Here is a 20,650-nt window from a genome sequence, read left to right as displayed (position 1 = left end):
GCATTCGCGGTCGTCCGGCATGACGCCGTGCCCCCCTCTAACGCCTGCTTCCTTCATCGCGGCTACATGACGCGCGCCGGCTCCGCCACTACGAACCCGCGCGCATGCGCTCGACGAGCCCGTCGAGTTCGCGGGCGCCTGCGTCGGTGATCGCCCAGTAGTTCATGTGCCCGGCCGACCAGCGCGCGACGTGATACCCGTGCTGCTCGTCGATGCGCGGCGTCGCGCCCGCGCTGTCGCCCGGCCACACATAGACGTCGATCGGGTGACGCTTGTAGCGATACACGAGCACCGCCACCGCGCGACCGCCGACATAGTCGAGCCGGCCGCCGACGAGCGGATAGCCGGCCTGCGCGAAATCCCGCACCGGCGGCGCGAAGTCGAGCTTGCCGTCGAACCACGGCTTGACGGTGTGCCGATCGGTCGACACCACATCGGTCAGGCGATCCAGCTGCAGCGAACGTACGTGGTTGTCGACGAGCGCCGACCTGAGCTGCGCGTCGGCCGACGGCGCGGACAGGTAGAGCACGCCGCTGCAGGCGAGCGCCAGCGCACCGAGCGCCATCGCGCCGGCCGGCGCCCAGATCGACAGGCCGCTCGCGCGCCGCGGCGCGAACCAGCCCGCGATGCGCTCGCGCACCGGCCGGTGCGCGCGCAAGTCGGCCTGGATCCGCGCGCGCAGCGCATCGGGCGCGGGATAGCGAAGCTCGGGCGACGTGAGCCACACGCGCACGCGCCGCTGCGCGTCGAGCGCGGCACGGCACGCATCGCACCGGGCCAGGTGACGCTCGAAGGCCGCGCACTCGGTCAGGCTCAGTTCGTTGTCGACGTATGCGGGCAGTACGTCATGTGCTTGTTGATGATCCATCATGCCTCCTGGCCCAGGTCCGTGAGAATCGCGGCGAGCTGCCGGCGGCCGCGCCCGAGACGCGACATCACCGTGCCGATCGGCACGCCGACGATGCTCGCAATTTCCTTGTACGACAGCCCCTCGATCTCGCGCAGCACGATCACCTCCCGATGCTCGACGCTCAGGCTGTCGAGCGCCGCGACGACCTGCCGGCGATCCTGGTCGCGCATCATCAGCGCCTCGGGGCTCGACTGCCCTTCGTCGCTCGGCTCCGGCACGGCATCCTCGTCGTCGAGCGACAGCGATCCGGCGGCCCGCCGGCGGTTCTGCCGATACCACGTGCAGAACACGTTGCGCACGATGCGCAGCAGCCACGCGCGCGCATCGTCGCCGTCGAACCGGCCGATGAAGCGGAACGCGCGCACGTACGCGTCCTGGACGATGTCCTGCGCGTCCTGGTCGTTGCGGGCCAGCCAGCGGGCGACGTTGTACGCGGCATGCATGTGAGGCAGCATCAATGCCTCGAAGCGCCTGACGGAAGTTTGCTCGTCCATTCCACACCCGGATCGTCGCTTGATCGGAACCGCACCCGCATCCGTAATAACTGCGAATGCGTGCGTTCTATTCCCGTGTTCCGCACAAATCGCCGCGCGGCGGATTTCGACGACGCCGGATGAAATCGCGGAATAAATCCGCGCCGCCCGATGTTGGAACGGATGCAGCACTCACCTTTTCAACTTCCGAAGGAGCTGGACATGAACAAGCACTTGCTGGCCGGCGTGGCCGTCGTCATGCTTTCCGTCGCCGGTTTTTCCACGTCCGCATCGGCGCAGGGCAAGACGCGCGCCGAAGTGCGCCAGGAACTGATCGATGCGCAGAACCACGGCCTGAGTTTCGTGACCGATACGTCCTACCCCGAAGTCAGCTCGTTGTTCCGGGCGCAGGCAGAACGGATGCAGGATCCGCAGGCGCGCAGCGGAACGGGCAGCCAGCCCGCCGATTCGTCCGAGGCCGGCAAGCGCGCGATTGCGCCGTCGATGCCCGGCGCCGCCAACTGCGTCGGCCCCGTGAGCTTCTGCTCGCCGTACTTCGGCAGCTGATGCGAACGCGTCGCCATCCCTATCGTGTCGGGAGCATCACCATGAAATATTCGATCGGATTCCTGATGATTGCCGCGCTGTTCGCCAGCCATGCGGCATGGGCCCAGTCGCCCGCGCCGCTCACGCGGGCGCAAGTGCTGGATGAACTCTATCGGCTCGAAGCCGCCGGCTACAATCCGTCCGCCGGCGACGAGGGCTCGTATCCCGCCGATATCCAGGCGGCGCAAGCGCGCGTCGACGCGCAGCAGGCGGCGCAGGCCGCTGCGTCCGGCGCGCCTGCCGCCGGTATGTCCACACAAGCCGGCAAGTAGCGGAACATCGTGCCGGAACGAAGCAGGCGCGGCCCCGCCTCACGAAGGCCGGTTTCCCGATGAAAACCGGCCTTCGTCTTCACGCACGCGAACTGCCGCGGCGTCAGTTGCGATTTCCCAGGCTGTCGAGGAACGTCTGCGTGACGCCGACCCACTCGCCGGCCCCGCCGTTGCCCGGGTTGTAGGCCACCGCGGGATTCTGCCCGCCCCAGATCACCGCGCCGTTCGCCGTCGTGGCGAGAATGTCGTTCAGGATGTATTGCCACTGGCCGCCCGGCACGAGCTGCGTGTTGCGGTCGTAGTACTGCGGCCACAGGTACGGGAACACCGGATGCGGGCCGGTGCGGCTCAGCGCATCGGCCTGCGCCGCCGATGCGATGTTGCGATTGAGCTGCGTCGCCCAGTCCACGCGCGTCCACGAGTCGGCGCCGTCCGCGCGGATGTACGCGCTCGGGAAATGCGCGGTATGCCCGCCGTCGAGGTCCATCAGTTCCGCGACGCCGCGATACGCGGCATTCGCATCGGCGCTGCTGATGTGGGCCGTGTTGACGAGGCCGTACCAGCCGAGCGTGCGATTGGGCCGCACTTCCCGCGCCCACGCCTGCAATTGCTTGAGGATGGCCAGGTGGTTCGCGATCGTCGCGCTGCTGCCGCTCAGGTACAGTTCCTCGCAATCGAGCACGAGATAGCCGGGCGCATCGGCCGGCGTGGGGTCGTACGTGTTGATCAGGTTGACCCACGCGCTGCGCGACGGCAGCACCGCGCGGCCGTTCGCATCGACCGTCAGCGGCTTGCAGTAGCGCGCGGGGATGAAGTTGATCTTCACCGCGCCATGCCCGATCGACACGTCGGCATACGCGGTGTTGTCGAGCACGGTGAACGGCGCCGCGTGCGCCGCGCCGGGCACGCCGGCGAACAGGCCGAGCGCGAGCAGCGCGGCGGGGAGGCCGAGCCTGGCGGCGGCCATGCGAATGAATCCGGGTTGCTTCATGGTGGTGTCCTCGTTCGAGGGTTGCGGGAAATCCGGCCCGGCTGTCGCCGCGCCGACCGATCGACGCCGTTCGTCAGAACAGCGTCTCGATCCCGGCATACAGGCCGCTCTGCCCTTGCCCCGCTGGCGGATTGGTGCCCCAGCCGGCCTTGCCCGGCCCGAGCCCCGGGTTTTGCGGATTGACGCCGAAATTCGCGTGCGCGCTGTTGAACACGTGCGCCGCCATGCTGTAAAGGAAGGTGCGCTTCGACAGGTCGACCATGCAGCCGACGCCGATCATCGTCGTGCGCGCGGCGCCGTCGTGATCCTCGGTCCAGCGCCCCGGCCCCACGCGCATCGTGTAGACCGCGCCGTGCACATGCAGCGCCGGATTGACGTCGTAGGTGGCGCCCGCCCACCAGAGGTCCGCGCTGTCCGACAACCCGGCGGGCGTATCCGGAGCCGAGTAATGCGTATAGGCCGCCTGCACGCGCAGCGGGCCGAAGCGGTCGCGGATGCCGGCGAACGCCTCGCGCGAATAGCGGAACAGGTTGTCCTGCCGGCCCTGCGCATTGCGGATCTCGTCCCACAGCAGGCGCACCTGGAAATCGCCGTTCGTGTAGGCGAGCGCGAAGCCGTCCGCGCGCCCCGCCTTGCCGGCATTGCCCGGATCGCCCGAGTTGAAGTTGACCGTGCTGTTGCCGAGGTTCAGCTGCGCCTCGAACGAGAACCCATGGAAATCGGGCGACAGGTAGCGGAGGCCGTTCGACAGCCGCGAGCCATTGCGATAGGCGACGAACGATTGCGCGCCGAAGTTCTCCTCGAGCAGCGGATCGAACTCCCACACGTAGTTGTTCACCATCGGCCCCTGGCCGAACCGGATCGTGCCGAGCCGTGAATTCTTCAGCGCCACCCACGCGGCGCGCTGGAACATCAGCCCGCCGACGAGCGAGCCCGTCGGCGTGAACGCGGATTCCAGCAGGAACATCGCGGCATTGCCGTTTCCGAGATCCTCGGTGCCCTTGATCGCGAGAATGTTGACGCCCCAGTCGCTGCCCTGCGACCATCGCGCCCCCGTGCCGCCGGCGGCTTTCTGCACGTTCGACGTGACCTGCACACCCCCGCCCACGCGGCCCCACACGAGCACGCTGGACTGCGCGTGCGCGAGCGACGCCCACGCCAGCGCGGCGCAGACGAAAATCCTGCTTTTCATGATTTGATAATCAGTTATCCAGATTTACCGGGATGCGTGCCATCCCGGCCGATGCCGTCCGATCGCCACCGCCCCGGCGCGCCGTTACACCGCGCGCGCGACGACGGCCGGGCTTGCTTCGCTGTCCAGGCGGCGGCGTTGCTCGCCGCTCAGGCCGAAGAACCACGTCAGCGTGAAGCCGGTCGCATAGGCGACCGCGACCGCCGCGCAGTACACGGCGATGCTGGCGACCAGCCCCATCGGCCCCGTCACGAGCGGGATCAGCATCAGGTTGGCCGGGCCGATGGTCGTCGCGCCGACGTCGAGGCCATGCGCGGCGCAATACCCGAGCACCAGCGCGCCGGCCCCGCCGCCCAGCGACGCCGTGACCAGCGGCCGGCCGAGCGGCAGCGTGACGCCGTACAGCAGCGGTTCGCTCACGCCGAGCATGCAGGTGGGCAGCGTGTTGCGGATAGTCTGCTTCAGGCGCGGGTCCCGGGTGCGGAAATACAGCGCGAATGCCGCGCCGGCCTGCCCGCAACCGGACATCGCGAGAATCGGAAACAGCGCGGTATAGCCGAATTGCGCGATCAGCTGCGCGTGAATCGGGATCAGCGCCTGATGCAGGCCGAACATCAGCAGGCCGATGAACGACGCGGCCAGCACGAACGCGGCCGGCATGCCGCCCGCGCGCAGCAGGTGCGTGGTCAGGTTGCCGACCGCCTGCGTCAGCACTTCCGCGACGGGCATGATGACGAACAGCGTCGCGATGCCCGCGAGCCCGAGCGCGAGTGTCGGCGCGAGCAGCGTCTCGGCCGCGGACGCGATGCGCGCGCGCACGCCCCGCTCGATGCAGGCGGTCAGCGCGCCGGCCAGCAGCGCGCCCATCAGGCCGCCCTGGCCGGGCTTCAGCACGATCTCGCCGAGGATCGGCAACGCGAACGCGGGCAGCTTCGCGACGGCCGGCAGGATCATGATGCCGGCCGTCGCGCCGCCGAGGCATGCCGTGCCGCGAAACTCGGCGGCCGCGTTCATGCCGACCTGGATCACCAGGAATGCGAAGAACGCCGAGCCGACGATCGACGCAACCGTCGCCGCGAACGGCAGCGCGCCCGTGCTGCCGGCATGTGCCTGCGCGGCCCACACCCGCAGCAGGCCGGCAAGTGCGTTCAGCAGGCCCGCGCCGATCAGCGCTGGAATCAGCGGCGTGAAGATGCTGGCGATACGCCGCAGGAAGCGGCTCGGCGCGGTGTTTTTCCGCGCCGCGCGCGTCGCGGCTTCACGTGACGGGGCTGCCGTTTCCGGCTGGGCCGCGGGTGCTGCAGGTGCCGCGGGTACCGCCGGCGAAGCGGCCAGCGCGTCGGCGAACGCGGCCGACGCCTGCGCAACCGCGCCCGGACCGATCACGATCTGCAGCGGGTTGCCGGCCACGACGCCGAGCACCGCCGGCAACGCCTTCAACGCCGACAGGTCGGCGCGGTCCGCATCGACCAGCACGATACGCAGGCGCGTCATGCAATGAAAATGGCGCTCCACGTTCGCCGCCCCGCCCACCGCGCCGAGGATGGCGTGCGCCAGCGCGTCGAGCTGCGCCCCCTGTTCCGAACTCATGCTGTTGCTCCCGCCAGTCGATCCGTCATGTCCATGCCCCGCCCGCCGCCGCACTCGGGGCAGGTTCTACGCGAAAGGTATGCCTTCGCAATAATTGGACCGTACCAAATATCGACCGCCCCGCAAAATCCGTCTTTTCATATGCATATGAAGCGATCGGCAGATTTATTCAAATCTCCGCCATATCAAGCAATTCTCTGCATATCGCGATGCGGCTTCACGCGCAAGGCATGGCGAAACCGCTTGCCATACCTGTTTTCAAATCCGACCATACCAATTATCATTTGACGGATCGTTTCCGGGAGAGCACACCACCATGCCGCTGGACCATCTCGTCACCGAGCAGCCCAACGGGCAAAGCGCGAACCTCGACGCGCTCGGCATCGGCGAAGCGCTGGCACTGATGAATCGGGAAGACGCGCGCGTCGCGGCGTGCGTCGCCCAGGCATTGCCCGCGATCGCCGCCGGCGTGGCCGCGATCGCCGACGCGCTGCGCGCGGGCGGCAGGCTGATCTATATCGGCGCCGGCAACAGCGGGCGCATCGGCTACCTCGATGCGCTCGAGTGCCAGCCCACGTTCGGCACGCGGCCCGGCGACATCGTCGGCATCGTCGCGGGCGGCTTCGCGGGCATCACCGAGTCCGCCGAGGATTCGGACGCGCTCGGGCGCCGCGATCTCGAAGCCGTCGAACTCGCGGCGAACGACGTGGTCGTCGGGTTGACCGCGAGCGGACGCACGCCTTACGTGATCGGCGCATTGCGCTACGCGCGGGCGACCGGCTGCCGGACCGTGTGCGTGGCGTGCAACCTCGGCAGCGAAGCGGGCCAACTGTCCGACGTCGCGATCGAGGTGGACTGCGGCCCGGAAGTGCTGACGGGCTCCACGCGCCTGAAGGCCGGCACCGCGCAGAAGATGATCTGCAACATGCTGTCGACGATTTCGATGGTGGCGCTCGGCAAGACCTACGGCAACCTGATGATCGACGTCCAGGCGCACAACCACAAGCTGCGGCAGCGCGCGATCGGCATCGTGTCGCAAGCCGCGCACGTGTCGCACGATGCGGCCGAGCGCGCGCTCGATCAGGCCGGCAACCGGCCGCGCATCGCGATCCTGATGCTCGTCGCGGGCGTCGATCGCGCGAGCGCCGAGCGGCTCGCCGGCGCGGCAGGCGGCTCGATCCGCAAGGCGCTCGCGCTGCTGCCGTCCGACGGACAAAAATGATGCGCGCGTCGCGCGCATTGCCCCCTCGAATGTCGCCCCTCACATGAAACCTTCGAACCCGACTCCACGCGGCCGGCCCCGCGCCCGCCCGACCGAACGCGCCGACCTGTTCGACGCTGCCCAGGTGGCGGCGCTGCGCGCGCCCGTCGATGGCGGCGAGAGCGGCGATTCGTCGATCTCGATGCGGCTCGCGCGCCTGCTGCGCACGGCCATCGTGGACGGCAAGCTGAAGACCGGCGAGGGCCTCCCGCCGGAACGCGAACTGGCCGAGCGCTTCCAGGTGTCGCGGGACACCGTGCGCCGCGCGATCGACAAGCTCACGCGGCAAGGGCTGATCGAATCCCGGCGCGGCGCCGGCACCTTCGTCGCCGCGCGGGTCGAGCAGCAGCTGTCGCTGATCACCAGCTTCTCGGACGACATGCAGCGGCGCGGGCTCAAGCCCGGTTCGCAGTGGCTGCGGCGCGAGCTCGACCGGCCGTCGCCCGACGAGCTGCTCGCGCTCGGGCTCGGGCCCGATGCACGCGTGATCCGCCTCGAACGCGTGCGCACGGCCGATGCGGTGCCGATGGCGATCGAGCGCGCGACGCTGCCGGCCGACCTGCTGCGCGACACGGTCGATTTCGGCGAATCGCTCTATCGCGCGCTGCAGGACGCCGACGTGCGGCCCGTGCGCGCGATCCAGCGGCTGCGCGCCGAACTTGCGTCGGCGCGTGATGCAGAACTGCTCGGCATCAACGCGGGCGACCCCGTGCTGTCGATCGAGCGCCGCTCGTTCTCGAGCGAGGGCTGCCCGCTCGAGTTGACGTGCTCGTTGTACCGGGGTGACCGGTATGACTATGTCGCGGTGCTGGATCACGATTGATCGAGGGCGGCGGCGCAAGTCAATGGAGGTCTTCTTCCGTTGAATATGCCTGCGGCACCTTGGTCCGCCTGAAGCACCATCATCCCCTGCTGGCGCACCCGGGGCGCGATCCGAACGGCAGCATCGAGTTTTCGCCACGACAGCCAGTACATCCCCGCGACGGCCGCCGCGTACGGAATGGCCGAGTACCAGCCGATCTCGATGATGCTGTTCACGCCGCTCGTCTTCAGGATCGACGGAAGCCAGAAACCCACGGCGTAGACGCCGCATATCAGACAGAAGTAGACCACCGACAGACGGTAGATTCCGACGTCGCGCAGCACCGTCTTCAGGGCCGGCCACCGTTCCCGAGTCGATCGTTCGGTATCGCGCTGCTCGATGATCGCCCGCTTCTCGTCGGCCGTCAGCCATCGCGTGTCCTCCGGGGCGCCATTCAGCCACATCAGTGCGAGCGCGCCCAGAATGAGCGCCGGCACACCTTCGATCACGAACATCCATTGCCAGCCGGCGAGCCCCGCGACGTCTTTCATGTGTTCGAGCAGCCACCCGGACGCCGGTGCCGCGACGATGCCGCCGAGTGGCGCCGCGCACAGCAGCAAGGCCATCGCCCGACCGAGGCGCTCGCGCGGATACCAGCGAGTGCGATAGAAAAGCATGCCGGGAGCGAAGCCGGCCTCGCATACGCCGAGAAGGAATCGGGCCACGTAGAACGACGTTGCGTCGGTGACCAGGAACATCGACATCGACGCGACGCCCCAGAGCAGCATGATCCGGCTCAGCGTCTTGCGCGCGCCGATCCGGGTAAGGAGCTGATTGCTCGGAATTTCGAACAGTGTGTAGCCCAGGAAAAAGATGGCCGCACCGAAGCCGTAGGCGGCGTCGCTCAACGCGAGATTCTGTTGCATCTGCAATTTCGCGAAGCCGATGTTCACACGATCGATATATGCGACTGCATAACAGATGGCGAGGAAGGCGAGTACCCGGCGATCGATTTTCCTGTACAAGGCTTGCGCGCCGTGGGTGCCCGCGTCGAACACGATCGACATGAATGCCCTCGGTGAATGGCGCTGCTTCTCGGTATTGCGCGTTTTTTATCGGGTCCGACTTCAGCGCCGAATGGTATCGCGCGGGATATCGATCTTCGAAAGGAGTGTTGCGTCATATCGCAACACCTGTCGCAACTGACAGTTATTCGGTAGAGAACAAGAACCGAAATTTTCGCCAGATTCAACGAATTGAAAGCGAACCCTGCCGGCACCTCTTCGACCGCCAAGACTGGCATGGCTTCAGCGATGCTCCCAATCTCCCCCCCCATCAGCAGGAATCTCGAATGGCACGCTCACGACTCTAGTTTCATGGTCGTAAACAATGCCAACGCAATCGGTCAACTCAATATCAGTCGAGTGGGTTTCCTGACCACACCAAAAACAGTACGCGTGCGCGAAATTCGGATCTAAGTATGTGACGATATTTCCTTGGACTGGCCCCAGGGCGCTCACTAAGATACCGAGCGTACTGTTTATTTTTCGTTCGCATCGATGTGCTCCGTTGGGCAATCTTCGCCCCAGGCACACATAGCCCTATGACCTCTGCCACATCCTCTGCCACGGGCCGCCACCGACGCCCGCAAAGCGAACGCCGCGCCACGACCCGCCACGCGCTGATCAATGCCACGCTGCGATGCATGAAAGAAGTCGGGCTCGCAAAGACATCGATCACCGAAATCTGCAGCCAGGCCGGTTTCTCCCGCGGTGCGCTTCTGCATCATTTCCCGCACAAGAACGACCTCCTGGTTGCGTCGTACATCGAGTGGCTGGAAGGCAAACTGGCTTCGCTTCAGCAGCGGATCCACAGCACCGCCACCGTGCGCGAGGAAGTCGTTGCCTGGCGCACGCAGATGCAGGAAACGCTTCCGATGACGCAGGAGTTCTACTGGGCCCTGCGCAATGACGACGACCTGCGCGCACGCTTCAACGCTGCGTTGCTCACGCATTCGATCGGAGCAGACGTGAGCGCGTACCTGCCGAATACGTCGATCGACAACACCGCCACACCCATGCTCACGCGTTACGTGATTGCATGCTTCATCCGTGGATTGTGCTTTCAGGAACTGTTCGTACGCGATCAATCCATCCCGGATCAGGCATTCGATCATTTCGTCGAGATTCTGAGTGCTTTCGTAGAGCGCCTCCCCGCTGCTCACGAGTGAGATTCAGCATCGGTTGATCCATTCATGAATCCATGCCCGGCATGAGATTCCGTCATATCGGATTCCTAATGACAAGAGATTGCAAATTCAGGCTGCACATATTGTCCGCACTGATGTTCGGAACAGGATCGCTCTCGCTTGCGCATGCCGAGACCGCCCCCGCCTCGCCCGACGCCCCGACATCCGATACGCAAATACCGGCCGGCAAGGGCGCCCGCCAGGATAGCGACCGGGTTCGCAGTCTCGCCACCGTGACCGTGAACGGCGTGCGGCAGCAGGCCCCGCAAGTCTCGAGCGGCGCACTTGGCACGCGTTCGGACCTCGAAACCCCGTTTTCCACGCGTGTCGTCAAGCAACAGGAACTGGAGGATCGCCAGGTGAAAGCACTTGGCAAGGTGTTCGCGGAAGACGCGGCGGTCATGTCGCTCGGCGACACCTATTCGTTCAACGCGTACTCGATCAACGTACGCGGCATTGCCCTCGATGACTACAACGGCTACAAGATCAACGGGTTGCCGTTCTATATGACGACGGTGGAACTGCCGGTCGAATCGTTCGAGTCGATCCAGCTGCTCAAGGGATCATCCGGCTTCATGTACGGCTTCGGCGCCCCGGGCGGCATCATCAACTTCGTGACGAAGAAGCCCACCGACGCATTCACGTTCAGCGCGGACGTCGGCTACAGTTCGGACAGCGTGTTCAGCGAGCACATCGACACCGGCGGCCGCTTCGGCCCCGGGCAGATGTTCGGCTATCGATTCAACATCACGCACGAGCAAGGCGATACCTACAATGGATCGCACGTGCTTCGCAATTCCGAATCGCTGTCGCTCGATGCGCGTCTTGCAAGCGGCCTCACCTGGACGTTCGACGGCATCTACCAATCGCGCAAGGTCGAAGGCGGCATCCAGGATCTCACGCTCGATTCGTATGCGAGCAAGGCGTTGCCTCGTGCGCCGAGCGGCCGCACGAATCTGTCCGCATACAACGACACGTGGTTCAACTCGAACGTCTATTTCGCGTCGACCGGCCTGCACTGGCAGATCAATCCGGCCTGGAAAGCGAGCGTCGACTATAGCCACAGCAAGGACGAACGCAGCTACTCCGGGCAATGGCTCGGGTTGCTCAACGAACAAGGTGACTTCAATACGTTCCTGAATCGCGCACGCGGTTCGTCGATCTACGATCAGGTACAGGCCACGCTAGAAGGCAAGTTCTCGACCGGCCCGGTCGATCATCAGGTCGTGGTAGGCGCGTCCAGCCAATGGCTCAGCAAGAAAACCGTGCCAGCGTCGCTCTACACCGACATCGGCGCCAACAATCTCTATCAACCGATCGCCGCGCACACGTGGAATGGCACGTTTGACTACGGCCTCCAGTTCGACAACTTCAGCTCGCAGCAAAAATCGGTATTCGCAAGCGACACGCTGAGCTTCCTGAAGTACTGGTCGATCCTCGCCGGCGTCCGCTACACGAGCTATCACCAGACCTCGCTGACCAAGCCCGGCGCCGCGGCCAAGGTTTATACGCTCACGCCCACCACGCCCACGTTCGCGCTGATGTTCCGTCCGCGCAACGACCTGCTGTTCTACGCGAGCTATGTCGAGGCGATCGAGGACGGCGGAACGGCGGGCCCGACCTATGCCAACGCAAACGAAGTGCTGTCGCCGCTCAAGAGCAAGCAGTACGAGGTGGGCGTGAAATATGACGGCCGCAAGGTGGGCGCTTCGGCGGCGCTCTTCCGGATCCAGCGCGGCGCCGAGTACGGCAATGCGCAGAACATCTATGTGTCGAACGGCTCCGAGCGCATCGAGGGCCTCGAACTGAATGGCCGCGTCGACCTGCCCGCGGGTTTCCGCATCTCGGCGAGCGCGTCGTGGCTGTCAGGCACCTATACCGAGACCGAGGCCGATCTCGTCGGCAAGCGCATCGAAGGCATCCCGCGCTGGCAGGGCGTGCTGCAGGTCAGCGATCGCATTCCGGGCCTGCCCGGCCTGACCGCGAGCGCCGAGGCACACTATTTCGGCAACATGAAGGCCGACGCGCTCAATCAGTACGTGCTGCCGAGCTACACGCTCTTCAACGCCGGCCTGAGCTACCGCACCACGATCGGCGGGCACGGCGTCACGCTGCGCGCCGAAGTCGACAACATCTTCAACCGCCGCTACTGGGGCTTCCTGCAGTCCGACTACATCTTCGTCGGTCAACCGCGCACGGTGGCGCTCAACGCGAGGTTCGACCTGTGAGCGCCGCGCACTTTTCCTGGGATGGCGCGATGCCGGGCGAGCATCGCCGGGCGACGTATCTTGCGCTCGTGATGCCGCGCCGCGAAACGCACACTCACGACGAACGCCGTTCGCAAGATCGACGCGCACGAACGCCCGGCGCGCATGGCTCGCGCGACGCCGCATCCGTTCCGTCGCGCAATGTCCTCGCATGCGCGCTCGGCGTGGCGGCGCTGCATGCCGCATTCGTCTGGATGTGGCTGCACGCGCCGGCACCGGCGAACAAGCCGCCCGTTACGCCACCCATCACGCTCGAGATGACGGCGCCGCCCAAGCCGCTGCCACAGGCAGCCAAGGCCGCACCCGTCACGCCGCCGAAACCGCTGCCGCAGGTACGCAACGCCCATCCGCCCCGCCCGCGCCCCGTGCCGACGGCGACGCCCACGCCGCCCGCCAACGTGCTGCCGCCCCCGGCCGCGGCGCCCACGCCCGCCCCGGCGGACACGCCCGTGGCGACGCCGGCGGCAGCGCCGCGCACGGCCGCATCGCCGGCCACCGAGAAAACCACGCTGCCGGACGGCGATGCCGACTACCTCCGCAATCCCGCGCCTGCCTATCCGGCCATCGCGCAGGACTACGGCTGGCAAGGCAGGGTCGTCCTTCACGTGCACGTCCTCGCGAGCGGCACGCCCGATTCGATCCAGCTGCGCAGTTCCAGCGGACATCGCGTGCTCGACGACGCCGCCATCGCCGCCGTGCGCCGCTGGAGCTTCGTGCCCGCCAAGCGCGGAACGACACCCGTCGACGGCTGGGTCGACGTTCCTCTGAATTTTCAACTTGACTGATCCATCAGGAGTTCGAACATGAATTCGCTACCGCTTACGATCATCGTGCAGGGCGCGCTGTGGGCGCTCGGTCTCTTTTCCATCGCCACGTGGACGATCATCGTCGTCAAGACCCTCCAGCATGTGCGTGCGGCGCGCGCCGACGGCCGCGCCAGCGCAGCACTCGCCGACGCCAGCACCCTGCGCGAAATCGCCGCGCGTGCGCTGCAGGCAGGCCCCAAGGCCCGGGTGACGCAAGCCGCCCTCGATGCGCTCGCCGACGCGCATGCATTCGCGGGCGAAACACCTGAAGATCTGTGGAGCCGCCAGGACACGCTCGAGCGCCAGCTCGCACGGCAGATCGGCCAGGAACGCCGACGTCTCGAGCATTCGCTCGCATGGCTCGCATCGGTCGGCAGCGTCGCGCCGTTCGTCGGCCTGTTCGGCACCGTGTTCGGCATCATCCACGCGCTCGGCGCGATCTCGCACGCGGCGTCGGCAAGCATCGACGTCGTGGCCGGCCCGATCGGCGAGGCGCTCGTCGCCACCGGCATCGGCATCGCGGTCGCCGTGCCCGCCGTGCTTGCCTACAACGTCTTCGTGCGCCGCGTGAAGGTGGTCGTGGCGCGCCTCGACGACCACGCAGGCGATCTCTATGCACTCGCGCAGCGCGACCATTTCCGTCTCGCACGCGACGGCGGGGACGATGCAGGCACGACCCCGTCGCGCGCGGAACGCAGCGCGGCGCCGTTCGTTCGTGCGCAGGAGGTCGCAGCATAATGGCCTTTTCTTCCTCCAGCCAGGACGACGACGTCCTCAGCGAAATCAACATTACGCCGCTCGTCGACGTGATGCTCGTGCTGCTCGTCGCGTTCATCGTCACCGCGCCGCTGCTCAACAAGGCGATTCACGTCAATCTGCCGAAGACCGAAGCCACGGCCTCCGTCGATCCGAAGAAACCGCTCGCGGTGAGCGTCGACGCGGCCGGCGCCGTATGGTTCGACAAGCAGCAGGTGCCGCTTGCGCAGGTGGAGAGCCAGCTCGAATCGCGCAAGCGGCAGGATGCCGATCTCGCGGTCTCGCTGCAGGCCGACGAAACCGTGCCCTACGGCCCCGTCGCGAAAGTGATGGGGGCGATCCAGCATGCGGGCATCGCGAAGCTGTCGCTGGTCACGCTGCCGGGGCATTGATGACACGCGCCGGACGTTCATTTCCGCACCGTTCGCGTCGTACCGGGCGCCGCGCGGCATCGCGTATCGCGGCGTGCATTGCGCTGTGCGTCGTCGCCTCGGCGCGAGCCGCGATCACGCCTGCCGCGGCCACTTCTCCAGCCCCCCGCTGGCAAACCACGCTCTCCGAGTTCGGCGACGCACGGCCCGCTGCCGCACTGACGCGCTTTGCCTATGCCGACGCCGCGCCGCAGCGCGAAGGCACGCTCACGCTGTCGAACTACGGCGAAGTCTCGACCTACGACTCGCTGAACCCGTTCCTGCTGCGCGGCAATGCCGCGCCCGACCTGCTCAATCTCGCCTTCGAGACGCTGATGCAGCGCAGCCTCGACGAAGTCGGCATCCAGTACCCGCTGCTCGCCGACCGCGTCGCGCTCGCCCCGGACGGTCTCTCGGCCACGTTTCATCTCGACCCGGCCGCGCGCTTCTCGAACGGCGACCCCGTCACCGCCGACGACGTGCGCTACGCGTTCGAATGCCTGACGAACCCGGCCACGTCGCCCGTCTACAGCAGCCGCTACGCACTGATCCGCGACGCCGTCGTGGTCGATGCGCACACCGTTCGCTTCGAATTCCGCCGCGCCGACCGTCGCGCCGCGCTCACGGCGGGCGACCTCTACGTGTTTTCGCGCAACTGGGGGCGCACGCGTGGCCGCGGCACGCTGCGCTTCGATCAGCTCGCGACCGTCGAGCCACTCGCGAGCGGCCCCTACGTGATCGCGTCGCGAGCGAGCAACCGCGAAATCGTTTATCGGCGCAATCCGCGCTATTGGGCCGCGAATTTGCCGGCGCGCCGCGGCATGTTCAATTTCTCGACGATACGCTTCCGGCTCTACAGCGATCCCTACGCGCCGCTGCAGGCGTTCCGCGCGGGCGAAATCGACGCGCTCTTCGAAGGCAGCGCCGAGCAATGGGCGCACAACTACGACGGCCCCGGTTTCACGAACCGCACGCTCTACAAGCGCGAGTTTCCCGAACGCGGCATCAGCGGCGCACAAGGCCTCATCTTCAATCTTCGCCGCGCGAAGTTCCGGGACGTGCGCGTGCGCGAGGCGATCGGGCTCGCGCTCGACTACGAGTGGATCAACCGCAACATGTTCTACGGGCAATACACGCGCAGCCGCAGCTACTTCGACGACAGCGAGTTCGCGGCCACGGGCGCGCCCGGCGCGGCCGAGCTGGCACTGCTGGAGCCGCTGCGCAACACGGTGCCGCCCGCCGTGTTCGGGCCGCTGCCGCCGCAACCCGACACGTCGGCCCCCCACGGCCTGCGTCGCAATCTCGCCAGGGCCGAAGCCCTGCTCGCGAGCGCGGGCTGGCGGTATCGCGACGGCGTGCTGCGCGACGCGTCCGGCGCGCCGCTCACCGTCGAGTTGCTCGACGACGGCAGCGGGATGGAGCGCATCCTGATGATCGTGGTGCGCAACCTGCGGCTGCTCGGCATCGACGCGCGTCTGCGCATCATGGACCAGGCCGTCATCAACGAACGGCTCAAGCATTTCGACTTCGACATGACCACCGTAGGCTATCGCCCGGCCAGCATCCCGGGCGCGGAACTCGCGCGCCGCTTCGGCAGCGCGGCAGCGCGCACGCCCGGCTCGGAAAACTATGCGGGCGTGGCGTCGCCCGCCGTCGACGTGCTCATCGATGCCGTCCAGCGCGCGCAATCCGAAAGCGAACTGGTCGCGGCGACGCGTGCGCTCGACCGCGTACTGCTCAGTGAACACATCATGGTGCCGGAGTGGCATATCACGCATGCGCGCGTCGCGTGGAACGCGCGCATCGCGCCGCCGTCGAGCGTGCCGCGGCAGTACGGCTGGGCCGACTGGGTCATCGGCTGGTGGCACCCGCAAGCGGGCACGCCGCTGCGAAGCAAGTGAGGCTGCCATGATCGCGTACATCGGTCGCAGACTGCTGCTCATGGTGCCGACGCTGCTCGGCGTGCTGACCCTCACCTTCATCATCATGCAATTCGTGCCCGGCGGCCCCGTCGAACAGGTCATGGCGCGCCTTCAGGGCACTTCGCTGCACGGCGAAAGCACGCGTGGCGGCGACGGCTATCACGGCAACGAGGGAGTCGATCCCGTGCAGGTCGCCGCGATCCGCCATGAGTTCGGCTTCGACGTGCCGCCGCTCACGCGTTATGTGCGGATGCTAGGACGCTACGCGCGGCTCGATCTCGGCCAATCGTTCTTCCAGCATCGGTCGGTGTGGGACCTGATCGTCGGCAAGCTGCCCGTCACGGTCACGCTCGGCGGCTGGTCGCTCGCGCTCACTTACCTGATCTCGGTGCCGCTCGGCATCGCGAAGGCGCTGCGACGCGGCACGCCGTTCGATTTCGCGACGAGCATCGCGCTGCTCGCGGGTTATGCGATTCCGGGCTTCGTGCTCGGCGTGCTGCTGTTGATGCTCTTTAGCGGCAACCTGTTCCTGCACGTGTTTCCCCTTGGCGGCCTCGCGTCGGACGGCTACGACCAGCTCGCTTTGGGTGCCCGCATCGTCGACCGGCTGTGGCACCTCGTCCTGCCCGTCACGGCGGCGGTCACGGGCAATCTCGCCGTCGTCTCGCTACTCACGCGCAACGCGTTCCTCGACGAGCTCGCGCGTCAGTACGTGCTGACCGCCCGCGCGAAAGGCGCGTCGCGCCAGCGCGTGGTGTGGGGACATGTGCTGCGCAACGCGCTGATCCCGCTCGCCACCGGCTTTCCGGCCGCATTCGTCGCAGCGTTCGTGAGCGGCAGCCTGCTCATCGAAACGCTGTTCTCGCTCGACGGCGTCGGCCGCCTCTCATACGACGCCATCATCGGCCGCGACTATCCGGTCGTACTCGGCGCGTTGTTCGTGTTCACCGTGGTGAGCCTCGTCGCGAAGCTCATCGGCGACGTCGCCTACGCGTTGATCGATCCGCGCATCCATTTCGGCGGCAACGCCCTTTGACGCTCTCGTCCATCATGGCAGCCATCACCCCACTTCGCCCGCCCGCGCCGCCCCTTCCGGCGACCGATATCCCGCCGATCGGGCGCACGGCCAGCTTCTGGCGGCGCTTTCGCGGGCACCGGCTCGGCTTCGCCAGCCTCGTCGCGTTCGCGGCGCTCTTCGTCGCGAGCCTGTTTGCGGGCTGCATCGCCAACGACCGCCCGCTGATCGCGCGATACGACGGCCAATGGCTGTTCCCCACGGTGCGCACGTACCCCGATACGCGGTTCGGCGGCACGTTGCCGACGGAAGCCGATTATCTCGATCCGTTCATCCGCGAGCAGCTCGCGCGTGATGGCAATTTCGCGCTCTACGCGCCCGATCACTATCGCTACGACACCGTGAACTATCACGCGGCGACGCCGTTTCCCGCGCCGCCCTCCACGGAAAACTGGCTCGGCACCGATGCGTTCGGCCGCGACGTATTCGCGCGCGTGCTCTACGGCTTTCGCAGCTCGATCCTGTTCGCATTCGCGCTCACGCTGTCGGGCGCGCTGATCGGCGTGCTCGCGGGCGCGCTGCAGGGCTATCACGCGGGACGCGTCGATCTCGTCGGGCAGCGGCTCATCGAAATATGGAACGCGCTGCCCGACCTCTATCTGCTCATCATCCTCTCGTCGATCTTCGAGCCGAGCCTGCCGCTCCTCTTCGCGCTGCTCGCCGCATTCGGCTGGATCACGCTTTCCGATTACGTGCGCGGCGAGTTCCTGCAGAAGCGCTCGCTCGATTACGTGCGCGCCGCGCGCACCCTCGGCCTCTCCGACCGGCAGATCATGTGGCGGCACATCCTGCCCAACAGCCTCACGCCCGTCATCACGTACCTGCCGTTTCGCATGAGCGCCGCCATCGTCGCGCTCACGAGCCTCGACTTCCTGGGCCTTGGCGTACCGCCGCCCGCGCCGAGCCTCGGCGAGCTGCTCGCCGAAGGCAAGAGCCATCTCGACGCGTGGTGGATCTCGGCCACCGCCGTTGCCGCGCTCGTGCTCACGCTGCTGCTGCTCACCTTCATCGGCGACGCGCTGCGCGAATCGCTTTCCGTCCGCAAGCCGGGCGCCTTCGGATCATCACGAACATGAACACTCCCGTCCTCGCGGTGGAAAACCTGCACATCCGCTTCGGCGCGCATACGGTCGTCAACGGCGTCGATCTCTCGATCGCGCCCGGCGAACGGGTCGCGCTGGTCGGCGAATCGGGTTCCGGCAAGAGCCTTACCGCGCTCGCGATGCTGGGCCTCGCCGACGGCGCCACGGTCAGTGGCCGCGTGCGCCTGGACGGCAAGGACCTGCTCGGCAATACCGATGCGAAATGGCGCACCGTTCGCGGGCGCGACATCGCCATGGTGTTCCAGGAACCGATGACTGCGCTGAATCCGGTGTGGAGCATCGGCCGGCAGATCGGCGAAAGCCTCCGCCTGCACGCGGGCCTGCGCGGCGCGGCGGCGCGTGCACGCGCCATCGCGCTGCTGCGCCGCACCGGCATTGCGCAGCCCGAGCGCAAGATCGATTGCTATCCGCATCAGCTGTCCGGCGGGCAGCGCCAGCGCGCGATGATCGCGATGGCGCTCGCGTGCCGGCCGCGCCTGCTGATCGCCGACGAGCCCACCACCGCACTCGATGCCACGATCCGCCAGCAAATCGTCGATCTGCTGATCGAGCTGCAGGAGGGCGAATCCGGACTCGCGGTGCTGTTGATCACGCACGACCTGCATCTCGTGCGGCGCTTCGCGCACCGCGTGGCCGTGATGCGTCACGGCGAAATCGTCGAAAGCGGCGAAACCGGCGCGCTCTTCGCAACGCAGCGACATCCGTACACGCGGATGCTGTTCGGCAGTGCGCCGACACGCACGCTCGCACCGCTCGCTGCCGACGCACCTCGCGTGCTGGAAATCAACGGGCTGCGCGCGGGCTATCGCATGCGGGCGCGCGGCTGGCGCGGCGTGTTGCGCAGCGACACGTCGACCGTACTCGACGGCATCGATCTTCATCTGCGCGAGGGGGAAACGCTCGGCGTGCTCGGCGAGTCGGGCTGCGGGAAGTCCACGCTCGCATCGGCCATCCTCGGCCTGGTACGGCCGCTTGGCGGCACCCTCGGCTTTGCCCGGCTCGGCCACGCGGACACGCAGTCGCGCATGGCACGCGCGGCCCACGTGCAGATGGTGTTTCAGGATCCGTTCGGCTCGCTGCCGCCGCGCATGACGGTGGGCGAGATCATCGGCGAGGGGATGACGCTGCATCACCCGCACCTGACGCCCGATGCGCGGCGCGCGCGCGTCGCCGCACTGCTCGCCGAAACCGGCCTGCCGGCCGAGGCCGCGTCGCGCTACCCGCATGCGTTCTCCGGTGGACAACGACAGCGCATTGCCATTGCGCGCGCGCTCGCCGTCGATCCGCGCATCCTCGTGCTCGACGAACCGACCAGCGCACTCGACGTCTCGGTCCAGCGCAACATCCTCGCGCTCCTTGTGGATCTGCAGCGCCGGCACAAGCTCAGCTACGTGCTCATCAGCCACGACATCGACGTGCTGCGCGCGACCGCGCATCGAATCGCGGTCATGCAGAACGGGCGCATCGTGGAAACCGGCGAGACGCTTCAGACCTTGCATTCGCCTCGGCATGCGTATACCCGAGGACTCGTGGCGGCGACGCGCGAACAGCGCGACCTGGCCGCGCTTTCAGGTACTGCACTCATGCAGTAGCGGGTCCGTGCAGTGGTCGATCCATCCCGGACACTGCGTCACGTCTTTCTTCCGCGACTGCCGCCGCGAACCTCCTGCGCCGTCATGTAACCCGCTGACGGCAGCCATTCCGTCTTCAGGCGGCGGAACACCCGCTCCATCGGCGCGTTATCCCGACAGCCACGACGACTCACGCTCGGTTGTGGCCGGCCACGCCACCCATCCGTCATATCCCGTGCCGGCAGGACCAGGCCGGCATCGGCGCGTGTCGAGAACGCCCGGCCAACGCCCCGCCGCGGGTACAAGCCGAGCAATGCCGCCAAGTCATCGACTGACTGTCATTTCTGCGAGTTGCCGATTGCCAAACAATATCTAAAGATATATTTTTAGATATA

Annotated in this window: 19 protein-coding genes and 1 pseudogene; 13 read left to right on the top strand and 7 right to left on the bottom strand. The window is 66.9% G+C overall.

Annotated elements, in window-relative coordinates; genetic code table 11:
• Window positions 1-88: 88 nt before the first annotated feature.
• Window positions 89-868: an anti-sigma factor family protein gene (locus tag HWY45_RS19850; RefSeq protein ID WP_059884084.1), complete on the bottom strand. Its 780-nt coding sequence runs from the start codon at window positions 866-868 to the stop codon at window positions 89-91.
• Entirely contained in the window at window positions 868-1,404 is a 537-nt protein-coding gene (locus HWY45_RS19845) for a sigma-70 family RNA polymerase sigma factor (RefSeq protein WP_059884083.1), read from the bottom strand. Before HWY45_RS19845 ends, HWY45_RS19850 begins: the two co-directional genes overlap by 1 nt.
• A 201-nt stretch (window positions 1,405-1,605) precedes the next feature.
• On the opposite strand from HWY45_RS19845, the gene HWY45_RS19840 reads away from it, so the two are divergent.
• Entirely contained in the window at window positions 1,606-1,950 is a 345-nt protein-coding gene (locus HWY45_RS19840) for a DUF4148 domain-containing protein (RefSeq protein WP_059884082.1), read from the top strand.
• 41 nt (window positions 1,951-1,991) lie between these two features.
• Window positions 1,992-2,261: a DUF4148 domain-containing protein gene (locus HWY45_RS19835; protein WP_059884081.1), complete on the top strand. Its 270-nt coding sequence runs from the start codon at window positions 1,992-1,994 to the stop codon at window positions 2,259-2,261.
• 103 nt (window positions 2,262-2,364) lie between these two features.
• Here the strand turns inward: HWY45_RS19835 and HWY45_RS19830 are convergent, their stop codons facing one another.
• The 3 genes from HWY45_RS19830 to HWY45_RS19820 form a co-directional block, all read right to left on the bottom strand.
• Entirely contained in the window at window positions 2,365-3,252 is an 888-nt protein-coding gene (locus HWY45_RS19830; RefSeq protein WP_170304026.1) for a hypothetical protein, read from the bottom strand.
• Between the two features lie 73 nt (window positions 3,253-3,325).
• The gene (locus HWY45_RS19825; RefSeq protein WP_059884079.1) at window positions 3,326-4,444 is read right to left on the bottom strand and encodes a porin; all 1,119 of its coding nucleotides are present in this window, start codon (window positions 4,442-4,444) and stop codon (window positions 3,326-3,328) included.
• 84 nt (window positions 4,445-4,528) lie between these two features.
• Window positions 4,529-6,034, bottom strand: coding sequence for a PTS transporter subunit EIIC (locus HWY45_RS19820; RefSeq protein ID WP_059884078.1), 1,506 nt, complete (start codon window positions 6,032-6,034; stop codon window positions 4,529-4,531).
• Window positions 6,035-6,350: 316 nt separating this feature from the next.
• On the opposite strand from HWY45_RS19820, the gene murQ reads away from it, so the two are divergent.
• Together murQ and HWY45_RS19810 are read left to right on the top strand one after the other, a co-directional pair.
• Window positions 6,351-7,256 carry an N-acetylmuramic acid 6-phosphate etherase gene (murQ, locus tag HWY45_RS19815; RefSeq protein ID WP_059562973.1) on the top strand — a complete coding sequence of 302 codons (906 nt, stop codon included), beginning with the start codon at window positions 6,351-6,353 and terminating at the stop codon, window positions 7,254-7,256.
• Between the two features lie 43 nt (window positions 7,257-7,299).
• Complete coding sequence (locus tag HWY45_RS19810; RefSeq protein WP_081069861.1) at window positions 7,300-8,118, top strand: GntR family transcriptional regulator; 819 nt, start codon at window positions 7,300-7,302, stop codon at window positions 8,116-8,118.
• Here HWY45_RS19810 and HWY45_RS19805 read toward each other — a convergent pair.
• Complete coding sequence (locus HWY45_RS19805; protein WP_081069860.1) at window positions 8,109-9,164, bottom strand: MFS transporter; 1,056 nt, start codon at window positions 9,162-9,164, stop codon at window positions 8,109-8,111. The two genes, HWY45_RS19810 and HWY45_RS19805, sit on opposite strands and share 10 nt — an antisense overlap.
• Window positions 9,165-9,700: 536 nt before the next feature.
• On the opposite strand from HWY45_RS19805, the gene HWY45_RS19800 reads away from it, so the two are divergent.
• From HWY45_RS19800 to HWY45_RS19760, 9 genes are all read left to right on the top strand, one after another.
• Window positions 9,701-10,327: a TetR/AcrR family transcriptional regulator gene (locus tag HWY45_RS19800; RefSeq protein WP_059804723.1), complete on the top strand. Its 627-nt coding sequence runs from the start codon at window positions 9,701-9,703 to the stop codon at window positions 10,325-10,327.
• A gap of 251 nt (window positions 10,328-10,578) precedes the next feature.
• Window positions 10,579-12,573 carry a TonB-dependent siderophore receptor gene (locus HWY45_RS19795; protein ID WP_230946845.1) on the top strand — a complete coding sequence of 665 codons (1,995 nt, stop codon included), beginning with the start codon at window positions 10,579-10,581 and terminating at the stop codon, window positions 12,571-12,573.
• Window positions 12,570-13,397, top strand: coding sequence for an energy transducer TonB (locus HWY45_RS36895; RefSeq protein ID WP_059884076.1), 828 nt, complete (start codon window positions 12,570-12,572; stop codon window positions 13,395-13,397). The genes HWY45_RS19795 and HWY45_RS36895 overlap by 4 nt, the downstream gene beginning before the upstream one ends.
• A gap of 18 nt (window positions 13,398-13,415) precedes the next feature.
• The gene (locus HWY45_RS19785) at window positions 13,416-14,156 is read left to right on the top strand and encodes a MotA/TolQ/ExbB proton channel family protein (protein WP_059804713.1); all 741 of its coding nucleotides are present in this window, start codon (window positions 13,416-13,418) and stop codon (window positions 14,154-14,156) included.
• On the top strand, window positions 14,156-14,566 hold the full coding sequence (locus tag HWY45_RS19780; protein WP_059884075.1) for an ExbD/TolR family protein: 411 nt from the start codon (window positions 14,156-14,158) through the stop codon (window positions 14,564-14,566). Before HWY45_RS19785 ends, HWY45_RS19780 begins: the two co-directional genes overlap by 1 nt.
• Window positions 14,566-16,485 (top strand): extracellular solute-binding protein, encoded by a 1,920-nt coding sequence (locus HWY45_RS19775; RefSeq protein ID WP_081069859.1) that lies wholly within the window; start codon window positions 14,566-14,568, stop codon window positions 16,483-16,485. Before HWY45_RS19780 ends, HWY45_RS19775 begins: the two co-directional genes overlap by 1 nt.
• A 7-nt stretch (window positions 16,486-16,492) precedes the next feature.
• A complete protein-coding gene (locus tag HWY45_RS19770; RefSeq protein WP_059884074.1) occupies window positions 16,493-17,542 on the top strand; it encodes an ABC transporter permease subunit in 1,050 nt (349 codons plus the stop codon).
• Window positions 17,543-17,556: 14 nt separating this feature from the next.
• Complete coding sequence (locus HWY45_RS19765; protein ID WP_059884073.1) at window positions 17,557-18,657, top strand: ABC transporter permease; 1,101 nt, start codon at window positions 17,557-17,559, stop codon at window positions 18,655-18,657.
• The gene (locus HWY45_RS19760; protein ID WP_059884072.1) at window positions 18,654-20,276 is read left to right on the top strand and encodes an ABC transporter ATP-binding protein; all 1,623 of its coding nucleotides are present in this window, start codon (window positions 18,654-18,656) and stop codon (window positions 20,274-20,276) included. Before HWY45_RS19765 ends, HWY45_RS19760 begins: the two co-directional genes overlap by 4 nt.
• Window positions 20,277-20,341: 65 nt before the next feature.
• Here HWY45_RS19760 and HWY45_RS37450 read toward each other — a convergent pair.
• A pseudogene (locus HWY45_RS37450) lies at window positions 20,342-20,578 on the bottom strand (IS3 family transposase); the annotation flags it as partial.
• Window positions 20,579-20,650 lie beyond the last annotated feature (72 nt).

It is taken from the genome of Burkholderia stagnalis (genome assembly GCF_902830275.1).
GTDB lineage: Bacteria > Pseudomonadota > Gammaproteobacteria > Burkholderiales > Burkholderiaceae > Burkholderia > Burkholderia stagnalis.
The sequence above is the reverse complement of the archived record's forward strand: the minus strand, read 5'-3'. Positions and strand labels throughout refer to the sequence as shown.